The sequence below is a fragment of the Dickeya aquatica genome (assembly GCF_900095885.1).
Classification (GTDB): Bacteria; Pseudomonadota; Gammaproteobacteria; order Enterobacterales; family Enterobacteriaceae; genus Dickeya; species Dickeya aquatica.
In genome coordinates this window covers 3,127,036-3,141,732 of the sequence record NZ_LT615367.1, presented here as the reverse complement: position 1 = coordinate 3,141,732, position 14,697 = coordinate 3,127,036, and the positions used below count along the sequence as shown (strand labels likewise).

Sequence of the window (14,697 nt, the reverse complement as noted above, 5' to 3'; positions counted from 1 at the left end):
GGGAGTATGTATCGTATCGTGCTGATAACGCTTGGCTGGCTGGCCGTTGTACTGGCTACGCTGGGTGTCGTATTGCCACTCCTGCCGACCACCCCATTTTTACTGCTGGCGGCCTGGTGCTTTGCCCGTTCCTCACCCCGGTTTCATCACTGGCTGTTGTACCGTTCCTGGTTTGGCCGTTATCTGATTCACTGGCAACAGTACCGTGCACTGCCTCCTGGCGTTAAAGGCCGGGCGGTGCTGGTCATTGTCGCCACGTTTGCTGTTTCTATCGGGCTGGTTGAAAACAATTGGGTACGTGCCGGGTTACTGGTGTTATTGGCGGTGTTACTGACGTTTATGCTGCGTCTGCCGGTTATTGATCCGGCGCAACAAAAAACACGCTGAACGGCGTGAGAAAGTTGCATTTGCCAGTCAGTTTGACTAGATTTGAGCGTTTTCGTGCGCGGGCTGCCAGCCGGGCTTATTATCAACGTGCGGGCGGTGAGTCGTCTGCCTGTACGGGCAAAAAGCGTGGGTGCGCCCAGTGAAGATTAAAGTGTTATCAGGCATAAAATTATGACCGCAACTCAGCAGCCAGATTTGATTAAAAACAGTATTAAAAGCATCCCGGATTACCCTAAGCCGGGCATACTGTTTCGTGATGTGACCAGCCTGCTGGAAGACCCGACCGCCTATGCGGCGAGCATTGCCATGTTGGTTGAGCGTTACCGCGATGCGGGCGTGACCAAAGTCGTTGGGACGGAGGCTCGTGGCTTCCTGTTTGGTGCGCCAGTGGCGCTGGCGTTAGGTGTTGGGTTTGTTCCGGTGCGCAAACCGGGCAAACTGCCGCGCGCAACGCTCAGTGAGAGTTATGAGCTGGAATATGGCAGTGACACGCTGGAAATTCACACCGATTCTATCAACGCCGGTGATAACGTGCTGGTGGTGGATGATCTGCTGGCGACCGGTGGCACGATTGAAGCCACAGTAAAGCTGATTCGTCGCCTTGGCGGTCAGGTTTCTGATGCCGCATTTATCATCAATCTGTTCGACCTCGGTGGGCAACAACGTCTGGAAAGCATGGGCGTTTCTTGCTACAGCCTGGTGGATTTCCCCGGCCATTGATGACAGCAGTCTCGCCGATGGCGGCGAGACTGTGTTAGCATCACCTCCTCAATAACTCGACTGTTGCGGTATTGATGAGCTATCAGGTCCTTGCCCGTAAGTGGCGTCCCCAAACCTTTGCCGACGTAGTGGGTCAGGAACATGTTCTGACTGCATTGGCTAATGGTCTTTCATTAGGCCGAATCCATCATGCCTATCTGTTTTCCGGCACCCGCGGCGTGGGCAAAACCACGATTGCGCGTTTACTGGCCAAAGGGCTCAATTGTGAAACCGGCGTGACGGCTACCCCTTGCGGTCAGTGCGATATCTGCCGCGAAATCGAACAGGGGCGCTTTGTTGACCTGATTGAGATAGATGCCGCCTCTCGCACCAAAGTCGAAGATACGCGTGACCTGCTCGATAACGTGCAGTATGCCCCTGCCCGCGGGCGCTTTAAGGTGTACCTGATCGATGAAGTGCACATGCTCTCGCGGCACAGCTTTAATGCACTGTTAAAAACGCTGGAAGAGCCACCGTCGCACGTAAAATTCTTGCTGGCGACCACTGACCCGCAAAAGCTACCCGTTACTATCCTTTCGCGTTGTTTGCAATTTCATCTAAAAGCATTGGATGCCGAGCAAATCCGCCAACACCTGCACCATGTGCTGGAACAAGAGCAACTGGCATTTGAACCGCGGGCGTTGCAATTACTCGCCCGTGCAGCCGACGGCAGCCTGCGCGATGCGTTGAGCCTGACCGATCAGGCCATTGCGATGGGACAGGGGCAGGTCACGGCGGTAACCGTCAGCCAGATGCTGGGCACGCTGGATGACGAGCAACCGCTGGCCCTGCTTGAGGCACTGGTCAGTGCTGACGGAGCCAGCGTAATGGCGCGCCTGGAGCAGGCCGCTTCTCGGGGTGTTGACTGGGAAGCTCTGCTGGTGGAGACGCTGGCGCTGTTGCACCGTATTGCCATGTTGCAACTGTTGCCTTCCGCCCTGAGTGATGAATACCAGCAGATAGCACCGCGGTTGCGTGAGCTGGCGCGACATATTCCGCCTGCGGAAGTACAGCTTTACTACCAAACGCTGTTGGTCGGGCGTAAAGAGCTGCCTTATGCGCCAGACCGCCGTATGGGGGTGGAGATGACGCTGCTGCGTGCACTGGCGTTTCACCCCACACAGGTGATTGCCGACGTGGCACCGGAGCCGGTTATCGCTGCTCCCGCAGCGCGTTCGGCGTTTGACGTGCAGCCCGCTCAACAGCCGCCATCCAGTCCACTGTCGTCGTCAATGCCGGTAGCCGCGCCGCCGCCTTCTTTTATTGCGGCCGCAGACGTACCGCCACTGCCGCCCTCTGACCCCCTTGTGCCTGAAGCTGTAGCACCGCAAGCATCAGCACCGTTGCCGGATACACCCGTAACGTTGCCGGATACGACCGCGCAGCTGTTGCAGGCGCGCAGTCAGTTGCTCAAGCGGCAAGGGAGCAGCCCGGCAAAAAAGGGTGAACCGGCAGCGTCGGCTAAAACGCGGCCGGGTAGCTCGGCACTGGAGCGTCTGGCGTCAGTGACAGAACGCGGTCAGCAGCAGATGGCCGCCAAAGCCGTGGTGCAGCAAGAGGAGCGGAAAAAAGAGGCTTACCGCTGGCGGGCACAAAATCCAGACACCTCGAGCGAAACGGTCGTGGTGACAACGCCTAAAGCGCTGCGTTCGGCGCTGGAGCATGAAAAAACGCCCGAGCTGGCAGCACAACTGGCACGAGAGTCGATTGAGCGTGATGCCTGGGCGGCTCAAATCGAGCAATTGCCCTTGCCGAAGCTGGTACAGCAACTGGCGCTGAATGCATTCAAAACCGAGCCGCAGGAGGCTGAGGTGCATTTGCATTTGCGTTCATCGCAGCGTCATTTGAACACACCTGCGGCGCAGAAAACCCTGAGCGAAGCGCTAAGTGCGTATAGCGGGCGCGCTGTTAGTCTGACGGTCATTGAAGATGATTCACCGGTAGCGCGCACGCCGCTTGAGTGGCGACAGGCCATATACGAAGAGAAACTGATGCAGGCACGTCAGTCGATCATGGCAGATAATAATATTCAAACGTTACGGCGTTTTTTTGATGCGGAACTGGACGAAGACAGTATCCGCCCTGTTTAACCCCGCTGCCCGCAGGCAGCCTGAAGGATAAGAGAGAGCACTATGTTTGGTAAAGGCGGTATTGGCAACCTGATGAAGCAAGCGCAGCAGATGCAGGAAAAAATGCAGAAAATGCAGGAAGAGATTGCCAGTCTGGAAGTGACCGGTGAATCAGGTGCCGGGTTGGTTAAAGTGACGATTAACGGTGCGCACAATTGTCGCCGGGTGGAGATTGACCCAAGCCTGATGGACGATGATAAAGAGATGCTCGAAGACCTGATAGCCGCCGCGTTCAATGATGCCGCGCGCCGCATTGCGGATGTGCAGCAGGAAAAAATGGCTTCGGTTTCCAGCGGTATTCCGCTGCCACCCGGCTTTAAGATGCCGTTCTGATGCAGACCAGCCCGCTTCTTGAGACGCTGATGGAGGCGCTACGCTGTTTGCCAGGCGTTGGGCCTAAATCAGCGCAGCGCATGGCGTTTCACCTGTTGCAACGCGATCGCAGCGGCGGAATGCGTCTGGCGCAGGCGCTCACCCGTGCCATGTCGGAAATTGGCCATTGTGCTGACTGCCGGACATTTACCGAGCAGGAGGTGTGCACGATTTGCGCCAACCCCCGCCGTCAGCAAAATGGTCAGATTTGTGTGGTGGAAAGCCCGGCGGATATTCATGCCATTGAGCAAACCGGGCAGTTTGCCGGGCGCTATTTTGTGCTGATGGGGCATCTGTCGCCGCTGGATGGCATCGGCCCCGCTGACATCGGGCTTGATCGGCTGGAAGAGCGTCTGGCAACGGAAACGCTCAGTGAGGTGATTCTGGCGACGAACCCCACGGTGGAAGGCGATGCGACGGCCAATTACATCGCCGAGCTGTGCGCCGAGCAGGGCGTGATGGCCAGTCGTATCGCGCACGGTGTGCCGGTAGGTGGTGAGCTTGAAATGGTTGATGGCACGACGCTGTCCCATTCGCTGGCCGGGCGTCACCCTATCAAATTCTGATGCTGCCCTGGCCGCCGTTTCAGGCGGCCTGACGGCGTATAGACCGGCGTTTTATCCTCCCTTAATCTTCAGCTCTTGAAATACCTCTGCGTGACCCCCATATGTTGCTCATACTCCGTTGAATCAGCCTGAATAAATACGTATTGAGGTAAACATGAGCATGAAAGGCCAAGAGACGCGTGGCTTCCAGTCAGAAGTAAAACAACTGCTGCACCTGATGATCCACTCTTTGTATTCCAACAAGGAAGTGTTCCTGCGAGAGCTTATTTCCAATGCCTCAGATGCTGCGGATAAACTGCGTTTTCGTGCACTCTCAGCACCCGATCTGTACGAAGGTGACGGTGAGCTGCGCGTGCGCGTTGCGACCGATAAAGAAAAACGTACCCTGACGATTTCCGATAACGGCATTGGCATGAGCCGTGCTGACGTGATTGATAATCTGGGCACCATTGCCAAATCTGGCACCAAGGCGTTTCTGGAGTCCCTTGGCTCTGATCAGGCAAAAGATAGCCAACTGATTGGCCAGTTTGGGGTGGGGTTCTACTCCGCATTCATCGTGGCCGATAAGGTGACGGTGAAAACCCGTGCCGCCGGGGCTGAGGCCAGCCAGGGCGTATTCTGGGAATCTGCCGGTGAGGGTGAATATACCCTGGCGGATATCGATAAAGCCGATCGCGGTACCGAAATTACGCTGCATCTGCGTGACGGGGAAGATGAGTTTCTCGATAGCTGGCGCGTGCGCTCGGTCATCAGCAAGTATTCAGACCATATCGCCCTGCCGGTTGAGATTGAATCTCGTACCGAGAGTGAAGAAGAGGGCGGTGAAGAGACGGTGACGTGGGAGAAAATCAACAAGGCTCAGGCTTTGTGGACCCGCAGCAAGTCAGAAATCAGCGACGACGAATACAACGAGTTTTACAAACATATCTCCCATGACTTCACTGACCCGTTAAGCTGGAGCCACAACCGGGTGGAAGGGAAGCAGGAGTACACCAGCCTGCTGTATATTCCGTCGCAGGCTCCGTGGGATATGTGGAACCGCGACCATAAACATGGCCTGAAGCTCTATGTGCAGCGCGTGTTTATCATGGATGATGCCGAGCAGTTCATGCCGACCTATCTGCGTTTTGTCCGCGGCCTGATTGACTCCAACGACCTGCCGCTCAACGTATCGCGTGAAATATTGCAAGACAACCGTGTTACCCAGAGCCTGCGTACTGCGCTGACGAAGCGTGCACTGCAAATGCTGGAAAAACTGGCGAAAGATGACAGTGAAAAATACCAGACATTCTGGCAGCAGTTCGGCCTGGCACTTAAAGAAGGCCCGGCAGAAGACAGTGCTAACCGCGAAACAATTGCCAAACTGTTGCGTTTTGCCACCACTCACACCGACAGCGATGCCCAGACGGTGTCACTGGAGGAGTATGTCAGCCGGATGGTGGACGGTCAGGATAAGATTTACTACATCACCGCAGACAGCTACGCCGCAGCCAAGAGCAGCCCGCATCTGGAACTGTTCCGCAAGAAAGGCATTGAAGTATTGCTGCTTTCCGATCGCATCGACGAATGGATGATGAGCTACCTGACCGAGTTTGAGGGGAAATCGCTCCAGTCTGTCAGCAAGGCTGATGAGTCGCTGGATAAACTGGCGGATGAGGCGGATGACGCACAAAAAGAAGCAGAAAAAGCGCTGGAGCCGTTTGTTGAGCGCGTGAAAACCCTGCTGGGTGAACGTGTGAAAGAGGTACGTCTGACGCACCGCCTGACCGATACGCCCGCGATTGTGACGACCGATGCCAGTGACATGAGCACCCAGATGGCAAAACTGTTCGCTGCCGCAGGCCAGAAAGCGCCGGAAGTGAAGTATATTTTTGAGCTTAATCCTGACCATGCGTTGGTGAAACGTGCCGCGGAGACACCCGATGACGCGCAGTTCACACAGTGGATTGAATTGCTGCTGGAGCAGGCTCTGTTTGCCGAACGTGGCACGCTGGAAGACCCGAACCAGTTCATCCGCCGCATGAATCAGCTATTGAGCGCCTGATCGCTTCAGGTTCCTTTGTGTGTTGATGCACGATGAGATAGACGCCCCGGTTTACCGGGGCGTTTTTTATAGTTAAGCCCGCAGTGATTACACGTTATCATTTCTGTACCGGAGTGGACTGTGTCGTTTTCCCGATGCTCTCTTCATCGTCTACACTCTGAATACCGGGAGAAAGTCGTGAGTTATCACGGTTTTTAACCGCGCTATGCCCGCTGAAGCGAGCCCGTTCCTTGAGGAAGCGCCTGTGGAATGGTATGGTTTAGCGTTTTTCAAATTTTTTTTAAAAAAACTACATAGCAAGGGGAATTACGCAATGCGTATTATTCTGCTGGGCGCTCCGGGCGCAGGCAAAGGCACTCAGGCTCAGTTCATTATGGAGAAGTATGGCATTCCGCAGATCTCCACCGGCGATATGCTGCGTGCAGCGGTAAAAGCCGGCACTGAACTGGGTAAGCAGGCAAAAGAAATCATGGACGCGGGTAAGCTTGTGACTGATGAACTGGTGATTGCGCTGGTGAAAGAGCGTATCGCACAGGATGACTGTCGCAACGGTTTCCTGCTGGATGGTTTCCCGCGTACCATTCCTCAGGCTGACGCGATGAAAGAGGCGGGTATCAGCGTTGATTTCGTTATCGAATTTGATGTGCCAGATGCCTTAATCATCGACCGTATTGTCGGGCGTCGTGTGCATGCGGCTTCTGGTCGTGTGTATCATGTGAAGTTCAATCCGCCCAAAGTGGAAGGCAAAGATGACGTGACCGGTGATGACCTGAGTGTTCGTAAAGACGATCAGGAAGACACCGTGCGTAAACGTCTGGTGGAGTACCATCAGCAGACGGCACCGCTGGTGAACTACTACCAGCAGGAAGCGGCCGCAGGCCGTACCCGCTATAGCAAAATTGACGGCACCCGTCAGGTCAGCGAAGTCAGCGCAGAGCTGGCACAGATACTCGGCTGATTTTGCTTTGTGATGCGCTGTCGCTTGCGATGGCGCGCTTATCGTGTTTGATTCTCGCCCCCTTATCCCACATTTTGTCCGATGATAGCTGTCGGTAATGACGATGGCTGATATCGGTTTTAACCGTTGCCGCGGCGTTTTTCAGCGCACGGTTTTCGCTACAATAGGCAGCCAGCGTCGGGCTTTCCAAAGGGGGCCTAGCACGCACTGGTTTGCTATAAACTGTTTAACCCTGATGCCGAGCGGCAGTGTAAAGGACTCGTGGATGAAAAAAGAAAAACGCGGTGTGCTGATGGTGAATCTGGGAACGCCCGATGCCCCTACCCCGAAAGCGGTCAAACGTTATCTGGCGCAGTTTCTGCACGACCGACGCGTGGTGGATGTCAGTCGTTTGCTCTGGTGCCCGCTGTTGCACGGCATTATCCTGCCGATCCGTTCGCCGCGTGTAGCGAAGTTGTATCAGTCCGTCTGGATGGAGGAAGGATCGCCGCTGCTGGTTTATAGCCGCAGGCAGCAGCAAGGGTTAGCGAACATTCTGCCAGACATGCCGGTGGCACTGGGAATGAGTTATGGCTCTCCGGGCCTTGAGAGTGCGCTCGATAGCCTGCTTTCTCAGGGGGTGACGGAACTGATCGTGCTGCCGATGTATCCACAGTATTCCAGCTCGACGACCGCAGCGGTATGGGATGGCCTGGCGAAGGCGTTGCGTGCGCGCCGACAAATACCTGGGGTGTCCTTCATCCGTGATTACGCGGAACATCCGGCGTATATTGCCGCGCTCAGGCACAGCGTCGAACAGTCGTTTGCGCAGCATGGCGTGCCGGATAAACTATTGATTTCATTCCACGGCATACCAAAACGCTATGCCGATGAAGGGGATGACTACCCGCAGCGCTGCGCTGACACTGCCAGTGCACTGACGCGTGCGCTGGGGCTGGATGCCGGGCAGGTGATGATGACATTTCAGTCGCGTTTTGGCCGTGAGCCCTGGCTGACTCCCTATACCGATGAAACAATGAGGGCGTTACCGGCACAGGGCGTAAAACACATTCAGGTTATTTGCCCTGGGTTTGCGGCAGACTGCCTGGAAACGCTCGAAGAGATTAAAGAGCAGAATCGGGAGATCTTCGTGCATGCCGGTGGTGAGGCGTTTCACTACATTCCGGCACTCAATGATGACCCGCTGCACATAGCCTTACTTGCGCAACTGGTGCAGTCAGCGTAATCACTCGCGCACGGGTCGGGTATTCTTGCCCTGACCCGTAGCCCGCTCAGAGAGCCGCGTCGCCGGAGCCCGGCTCATGGAGTTTCAACCACGCGAGCATGGCTTCGGCAATCTCTCGCTCGCCCATAACAACATGATCAGCGCCGTGGGCGGCCATATAGGCGACTTCGTCGTCATAATGCGCCCGGGCAATAATGTGCAGGTCCGGGCGGCGGGCACGCGCTGCGGCTACCACTTCACCAGCTTCATAGCCATTGGGAATGGTGATGAGTAACCGGCTGGCACAATCAATACGGGCAAGATCCATAATGTCGGCGCGGGTGGCATTGCCGAGAACGGTCTTGATGCCCTGCTCACGCAGGTTATCAACGCGGGCGCGAGAGGTTTCAATCACCACCATCGGGATACCGGTCTGATGCAACTGTGCTCCAATCAGGCTGCCGACCCGGCCATAGCCAACCAATAACACATGGTCACATAACTCTATCGGGATCTGTTTTTCTTCTTCAATGGCCTCTTCCACTATCTGCTCTTCGATCGTCTCATGGCGGGCCAGATAGCGTTCTAACAGCGTAAACAGCAGTGGATTGAGCATGATGGACAGGATAGCGCCCGCCAGCACCAGATTCCGGCCACTGCCCGACAGAATGCCGAGCGTAATGCCAAGCCCGGCCAGAATAAACGCGAATTCACCGATTTGCGCCAGGCTGACGGAAATGGTCAGTGCGGTACGTCGGGAATGGCCAAACAAATGCACCAGTAAAAACGCCGCCATGGATTTACCAATCACGATTATCAGTAGCGTGCCCAGCACCGCCAGTGGTTCGCTAAGTAAAATTTTCGGGTCAAACAGCATACCGACGGAAACGAAAAACAGCACGGCGAAAGCATCGCGTAGTGGCAGGGTATCGTGAGCGGCTCGTTGGCTCAGTTCGGACTCGTTGAGCACCATACCGGCGAAAAATGCACCCAGCGCAAAAGACACATCAAACAGTTTGACCGCACCAAACGCAATACCAAGTGCCATGGCCAGCACGGCTAAAGTAAACAGCTCCCGTGAGCCGGTGCTGGCGCTTTTGGCCAGAACCCAGGGCACCAGTCTGCGGCCAACAACGATCATCAAGGTGATAAATGCCACCACTTTCCCAAGCGTTATCGCCAAATTTTGCAGCAGTGTGGTGGTGTTGGCTGTATCGGTTTTTATCATATCGGCAAACGCTGGCAGTAATACCAGCGTTAGCACCATGGCCAGATCTTCGACAATCAGCCAGCCGATGGCGATTTGTCCGCGCTGACTGTCAATTAACTGCCGCTCTTCCAGCGATCGCAACAGCACTACGGTACTGGCGGTGGACAGGCACAAGCCGAATACCACACCTTCGGGCAGGCTCCAGCCAAGCAGTGCAGATAAACCGATACCTAACAATGTTGCCATCACTATCTGGGCGATAGCACCAGGGATGGCTATCGACTTTACCGCCATCAGGTCACGTAAAGAGAAATGCAGACCAACGCCAAACATCAGCAGGATAACGCCCAGTTCGGCAATTTCCGGTGCCAGTCGGGTATCGGCAACGAAACCCGGTGTAAACGGGCCAACCAACACGCCAGCCAGCAGATAACCGACCAGAGGGGAAATGCGCAGGCGATTCGCGATGATGCCGAGCACAAAGGCCATCACCAGTCCGACGGCCATCGTGGAGATTAACGGGGTGGTATTATCATGCATTCCGACTCCTTTGCTCTGTGTCATGTCAATGAGCGGATATTCCTGAGCCATCCGGCTCCTGAATGCGAATTTCTTCTGCCTGCGAGTTATCCTGTGTGCTGCCAGACAGCCGCTGCTTTCCGGCGCATCAACGGGAATGTGTTTTTAAAGCGGGCAGAATGGATGTTGTTAACGGATGTTCCCCCCATACCTGCAAGATCTTCCCTGTGTTCAAAGCAATCGAGCCAATAATGCGCTGCCGGGATAGGTTCTGAGTCAGGGTATAACAGGGATAAATAGCGTTCTTTACACCCGATAAAAGAGTAACATATATTTTCATATAAATTGTTGCTTTTATATTTGATATATAGAGGTAATTTTATTTATTTGTCGATAAAACCCCGTTGGTTTTAAGGCTATTGCCCCGGTGTGGCGTCAGGGGGATGATTTCCTCTCTAATTATAGGCGCATGCTGACGTTTATCGGTTCATCATAACGTCAACTATGGCGGGGTGATTTGTGTTAAGTTGTGCACGTCACAACAGGCTTAGTGTAACAATTCTATACCTAACTGTTCGGGGCTGTGCGTGGTGTGGTGTCAATGGCCAGGTGTGGAGCCAATGAGTCAGGCCAGCACCTTAGCTCCGGCATTTGACGGGAAATAGAGGGATTTCTTACGGGGAGTGGTTATGCATTTTGCTATGAAAAAACTGGGTTGCCTGATGGCGGTAACACTGGCGTTGTCTTCGCCTTATGCCATGGCATGGGAAAAAAATAAGACTTACACCATCACGATTTTGCATACCAATGATCATCACGGTCATTTCTGGCAAAACGAGTACGGTGAGTATGGGTTATCAGCACAGAAAACGCTGGTAGACCAGATTCGTCAGGAGGTGGCGTCAAAAGGCGGCAGCGTGCTGTTGCTGTCGGGCGGTGATATCAACACCGGCGTGCCTGAGTCTGACCTGCAAGATGCCGAGCCGGATTTTCGTGGCATGAATCTGGTTGGGTACGATGCCATGGCGATAGGCAACCATGAATTTGATAACCCGCTCTCCGTACTGCGCCAGCAGGAAAAATGGGCACATTTCCCGTTGTTATCCGCCAATATTTACCAGAAAAGCACGAAAAAGCGGCTGTTCAAGCCTTATACCTTGTTCAACAAGCAGGGGATTAAAATTGCGGTGATTGGCCTGACGACCGATGACACCGCCAAAATTGGCAACCCGGAATATTTTACCGATATCGAGTTTCGTAAACCGGCTGATGAAGCCAAAAAGGTTGTTGAACAACTGCGTAAAAAAGAGAAGCCTGATGTGATTATCGCCGCGACGCACATGGGGCACTATGATAATGGCGAGCACGGTTCCAATGCGCCAGGCGATGTGGAAATGGCGCGTGCGCTGCCTGCCGGTTATCTCGATATGATAGTTGGCGGTCACTCACAAGACCCGGTGTGTATGGCGAGTGAAAATAAAAAGCAGGTGGATTATGTGCCGGGTTCGCCCTGTGCGCCCGATCGCCAGAACGGTATCTGGATTGTCCAGGCCCATGAGTGGGGAAAATATGTCGGGCGGGCCGATTTCTCGTTTCGTAATGGTGAGCTGAAGCTTGAGCATTACCAGTTGATTCCGGTCAACCTGAAGAAAAAGGTACAAAAAGCGGATGGCACCAGCGAGCGGGTGTATTACACCCAGGAAATCAGCCAGAGCCCGGACATGCTGAAAATGCTCACGCCATTTCAGGATAAGGGGAAAGCCCAGCTTGAGGTCAAAGTCGGCAGTGTGAATGGCCGTCTTGAAGGCGATCGCAATAAAGTGCGTTTTGTGCAAACCAATCTGGCGCGTGTGCTGTTATCTGCCCAGCTTGAGCGTGCTAAAGCGGATTTTGCGGTGATGAGCGGCGGCGGCGTGCGTGACTCAATCGAATCAGGTGATATCACCTATAAAACCATCCTCAAGGTTCAGCCGTTTGGTAATACGCTGGTGTATGCCGACCTCAAAGGCAGCGAGATTGAAAAATACCTCGCCGTGGTGGCGAATAAAAAAGTGGACTCCGGTGGTTATGCCCAGTTCCTGAACGTTAGCCTGGAAGCAGATGGCAGCGGCGTGAAGAACGTTAAAATTAAAGGCGAGCCGTTGCAGGCGGATAAAACGTACCGTATCGCAACCCTGAGCTTTAACGCCACCGGTGGGGATGGGTATCCGAAACTCAGTGAGTTGCCCGGTTATGTCAACACCGGCTTTGTCGATGCAGAAGTGTTGCGCCAGTACGTTGAGACACACTCACCGCTACAGGCTGCGGATTATGAACCGAAAGGCGAAATTGTTTATAAATAAGGCGTATAAACGCTGACGGCCTGAAATCCGTCAACAGCGTGGTCTTTGGATAAGGCCACGCTGCCACATGCTGTTCTTATCACGTTGTTTACCCTCTTTAATCTATTCACATTTTTCTGTCTTTTAATGATCTGCCGTGGGTGGCGATATTCTGACGATCTCTTTTATGTGATCCCGGTTGGGTTTTGTTAATTATGATGCCTCTATAACCTTATTTACTGAAAGGGTATGCCATTTTTTTATTGAAGAGATTCACTTTTATAAAAACATTTTATTTTTTATGAAAAATAATCTTTTAATGTTGAATGATATCGGGCAGGACACCCGATTATCCATTAACAAAACACTGTCATGAGTGGTCAGGCTGTAAATTATTTTTAATAACATAAACTCATATAACAGGTGCCAAAATGAGAGTATCACTTGCAAGGAAACTGTGGTTTCCACTTGTCATCAGTTTATTTTTTCTGGCCGGTGCGTTGCTTTACGGTTCGGTGAAGATTAAACAAGATCAACTGTCATTAAGAGAAAATGAGTTGATGCATGTTACTCAGCTTGCCTTGAGCATCGTAAAAACACAGGCCGATCAAGCCAATGCGGGCGCGATTTCGCAGCAAGAAGCCCAGCGCAGAGCGATGGACACCATTAAAGGATTGCGTTATGGCGAGGCCGGATATTTTACGATATTAAATTCTCAGGCCAGGGTTTTAATGCATCCCATTAATGCCTCACTCATTGGTCAGGGAGAAAATTACAAGGATTCTAACGGTGTATATCTGTTTAGAGACATGGTGACGGTGACGCAGGATAATCAATCCGGCTATACCGCTTATGCTTTTCCGCGCCCCGGTGCGGCAACGCCACAACCGAAAATTGCATACAATATACGTTATGCCCCCTGGGACTGGATAATCACCACCGGTTTGTATGTTGATGATATTGATGTGGCTTTTTATCATTCTCTGTATCAGAACGCTATCGTCTTTATACTGGTGAGCCTCGCGGTATTAGCTTTTGCTTATTATATTAATCGCAGTATTTGCCGGACATTAGGGGGCGAGCCAACCTATGCGGCGGACGTGGCTGCGAAAATTGCCAGCGGTGATTTGTCGGTATCAATAAATACCTTGCCGGGCGATTCAATGAGTTTGCTGCATGAAATGGCGCTGATGCGTGAGCGTCTGACCAGCGTGATTACCGATATTCGTACGGGGGCTCAGGCTATCAATGCCAGCAGTGACGATATTGTTGCCGGTAATATGGATTTATCTTCCCGTATGGATCTTCAGGCCGCCTCACTGGAGAAAACCTCCTCCAGCATGGAGGAGATAACGGCGACGGTGCAACAAAACGCTGACAACGCGGAACAGGCGCGCCAGTTGGTCTATTCCGCGCTGGACATCGCATCCAGGGGCGGGACGGTAATGCGCGAAGTCAACGACACCATGAGCGGTATTTCTGAAAGTTCGGACAAAATTGCCAGCATCACCGAGGTGGTCAACAACATTGCCTTCCAGACCAACATCCTGGCCCTGAATGCTGCGGTGGAGGCGGCCCGTGCCGGAGAGCAGGGGCGTGGGTTCGCCGTGGTCGCCGGTGAGGTGCGCAATCTTGCGCTACGCAGTGCGCAGGCGGCCAAAGAGATAAAAACCTTGATTGAAGAGTCAGTGTCCCGCGTCAACAGCGGCTCGGTGAAAATTAAAGTTGCCGATAACAACATGAACGATGTGGTCAGCGCGGTACAGCGCGTGGCTGCGCTGATGGCTGAGATTTCTACGGCGACCGCAGAACAGAGCAAGGGGATTGGCCTTATTAATGAGTCGGTGATTCAGATAGATGCTATCACGCAACAAAACACGGCGCTGGTTCAGCAGGCCGTTGCCGTCGCACAGGCGCTGGAGACACAGGCACAGCGCTTAACGGCATCCGTGGCTTATTTTAATACGGAGATGAATGATAATAATGCATTGATCTATAAAGCATCTTAATAGCAAGTCAGCGTGTGATGCCAGGCGGTATCAGGCTTTGCTGTGTGCGCAGGTGTCGCACGAGCCGTCTCTTTTGATTGGAATGTGATCAGCGCAACCGTTTCAGCATCAGGTTAATGCTAGACTGCGAATAATTAAAACAATGTTTTATTTTTTCTGAATATTGAAGCGGTGGCAGAGGGCAACACCGGCCGTGGAGCCCTCTGCTGCCGTCTTCAT

Annotated in this window: 11 protein-coding genes and 1 other annotated feature; of the genes, 10 read left to right on the top strand and 1 reads right to left on the bottom strand. The window is 53.4% G+C overall.

What is annotated here, in order from left to right; genetic code table 11:
* Positions 1 to 6 precede the first annotated feature (6 nt).
* The 8 genes from DAQ1742_RS14190 (at position 7) to hemH (ending at position 8,440) form a co-directional block, all read left to right on the top strand.
* Positions 7 to 387 carry a DUF454 family protein gene (locus tag DAQ1742_RS14190; RefSeq protein ID WP_035340573.1) on the top strand — a complete coding sequence of 127 codons (381 nt, stop codon included), beginning with the start codon at positions 7 to 9 and terminating at the stop codon, positions 385 to 387.
* 171 nt (positions 388 to 558) lie between these two features.
* Positions 559 to 1,107 (top strand): adenine phosphoribosyltransferase, encoded by a 549-nt coding sequence (gene apt, locus DAQ1742_RS14185; protein WP_035340574.1) that lies wholly within the window; start codon positions 559 to 561, stop codon positions 1,105 to 1,107.
* Between the two features lie 74 nt (positions 1,108 to 1,181).
* A complete protein-coding gene (gene dnaX / locus DAQ1742_RS14180) occupies positions 1,182 to 3,236 on the top strand; it encodes a DNA polymerase III subunit gamma/tau (protein ID WP_035340575.1) in 2,055 nt (684 codons plus the stop codon).
* Positions 2,564 to 2,627: a sequence feature (DnaX frameshifting element), on the top strand. Its footprint overlaps the gene before it by 64 nt.
* Before the next feature lie 42 nt (positions 3,237 to 3,278).
* Positions 3,279 to 3,608: a YbaB/EbfC family nucleoid-associated protein gene (locus DAQ1742_RS14175; RefSeq protein ID WP_035340576.1), complete on the top strand. Its 330-nt coding sequence runs from the start codon at positions 3,279 to 3,281 to the stop codon at positions 3,606 to 3,608.
* The gene (gene recR / locus DAQ1742_RS14170) at positions 3,608 to 4,213 is read left to right on the top strand and encodes a recombination mediator RecR (protein ID WP_035340577.1); all 606 of its coding nucleotides are present in this window, start codon (positions 3,608 to 3,610) and stop codon (positions 4,211 to 4,213) included. The genes DAQ1742_RS14175 and recR overlap by 1 nt, the downstream gene beginning before the upstream one ends.
* 160 nt (positions 4,214 to 4,373) lie before the next feature.
* Entirely contained in the window at positions 4,374 to 6,257 is a 1,884-nt protein-coding gene (gene htpG, locus DAQ1742_RS14165) for a molecular chaperone HtpG (RefSeq protein ID WP_180706338.1), read from the top strand.
* 313 nt (positions 6,258 to 6,570) lie between these two features.
* Positions 6,571 to 7,215: an adenylate kinase gene (gene adk, locus DAQ1742_RS14160; RefSeq protein ID WP_035345806.1), complete on the top strand. Its 645-nt coding sequence runs from the start codon at positions 6,571 to 6,573 to the stop codon at positions 7,213 to 7,215.
* Positions 7,216 to 7,480: 265 nt separating this feature from the next.
* Entirely contained in the window at positions 7,481 to 8,440 is a 960-nt protein-coding gene (gene hemH / locus DAQ1742_RS14155) for a ferrochelatase (RefSeq protein WP_035340583.1), read from the top strand.
* 46 nt (positions 8,441 to 8,486) lie between these two features.
* Here the strand turns inward: hemH and ybaL are convergent, their stop codons facing one another.
* On the bottom strand, positions 8,487 to 10,169 hold the full coding sequence (gene ybaL / locus DAQ1742_RS14150) for a YbaL family putative K(+) efflux transporter (RefSeq protein ID WP_035345808.1): 1,683 nt from the start codon (positions 10,167 to 10,169) through the stop codon (positions 8,487 to 8,489).
* A 668-nt stretch (positions 10,170 to 10,837) separates the two neighbouring features.
* Between ybaL and ushA the strand changes: the two genes are divergently transcribed.
* Together ushA and DAQ1742_RS14140 are read left to right on the top strand one after the other, a co-directional pair.
* Complete coding sequence (ushA, locus tag DAQ1742_RS14145; RefSeq protein ID WP_035340585.1) at positions 10,838 to 12,490, top strand: bifunctional UDP-sugar hydrolase/5'-nucleotidase UshA; 1,653 nt, start codon at positions 10,838 to 10,840, stop codon at positions 12,488 to 12,490.
* Positions 12,491 to 12,900: 410 nt separating this feature from the next.
* The gene (locus DAQ1742_RS14140) at positions 12,901 to 14,478 is read left to right on the top strand and encodes a methyl-accepting chemotaxis protein (protein WP_035340587.1); all 1,578 of its coding nucleotides are present in this window, start codon (positions 12,901 to 12,903) and stop codon (positions 14,476 to 14,478) included.
* The last annotated feature ends 219 nt before the right edge of the window (positions 14,479 to 14,697 follow it).